General features: G+C 70.2%; 1 protein-coding gene. It reads left to right on the forward strand.

Features of this window, described 5'->3' with window-relative positions; genetic code table 11:
* The first annotated feature begins 75 nt into the window (after window positions 1–75).
* A complete protein-coding gene (locus ABFX46_RS43310; RefSeq protein ID WP_346050458.1) occupies window positions 76–915 on the forward strand; it encodes an IS5 family transposase in 840 nt (279 codons plus the stop codon).
* Window positions 916–939: the final 24 nt, after the last annotated feature.

Below are 939 nucleotides of genomic sequence, written 5' to 3' on the forward strand. Positions count from 1 at the left end.
AGTGCGTGTTTGAGAAGTTGATCTCGGTCGGCGTGGCTGCGTGATCTTGTGTGCCGGTTCGTGCAGGGTGGCGCGATGTCTCGGCAGTCGTGTTACCCCTCGGACCTGACCGACGGTGAATGGGCGCTGGTGGAGCCGCTGCTGCCACCGGCCGGCAGCGGTGGCCGCCCGGAGAAGCATCCGCGGCGCGACATCGTGGACGCGGTGCTGTACGTGGTGCGCACCGGCTGTTCGTGGCGGCAGTTGCCCGCCGACTTCCCGCCCTGGCAGACCGTCTACTGGTACTTCGTGCGGTGGGAACAGCAGCGGGTCACGCTGCGGATGCTGGACGCTCTGCGGCAGCAGGTCCGCCGGGGCGAGGGCCGCGACGCCGAGCCCAGCGCGGGCGTCATCGACTCCCAGAGCATCAAGGCCGCCGACACCGTCGGCCGCGACACCCGAGGCTACGACGCGGGCAAGAAGGTGCCCGGACGCAAGCGCTTCATCGTCACCGACACCCTCGGCCTGCTCATCACCGTGACCGTGTGCGCCGCGAGCGTCCAGGACCGCGACGGCGCCAAGGGTGCGCTGCTGGGCCTGTATCTCACCTCGCCCACCTGCCGATTCGTGTTCGCCGATGCCGCCTTCGCCGGGCGGCTGCTGGGCTGGGCCGCCGACACCCTGCGCACCACGGTCAGCGTCGTCCGCAAACCCACAGATCAGAAGGGGTTCGCCGTGCTCCCCCGCAGGTGGGTGGTCGAACGGACCCTGGCCTGGCTCACCGGGCACCGCCGGCTCGCCCGCGACTACGAACGCCACACCTCCACCAGCGAAGCCATGATCCGCTGGGCCGCCATCGGCCTCATGACCCGCCGCCTGGCCCGCGGCGGCCGGCCCGCCGTCCGCCAAGGCCCACGCCCCCTCACATACCAATAACGAGATCCTTCTCAAACACGCACT

The sequence above is a fragment of the Actinomadura chokoriensis genome, assembly GCF_039529475.1.
In the GTDB taxonomy this organism is placed as follows: domain Bacteria; phylum Actinomycetota; class Actinomycetes; order Streptosporangiales; family Streptosporangiaceae; genus Spirillospora; species Spirillospora bangladeshensis.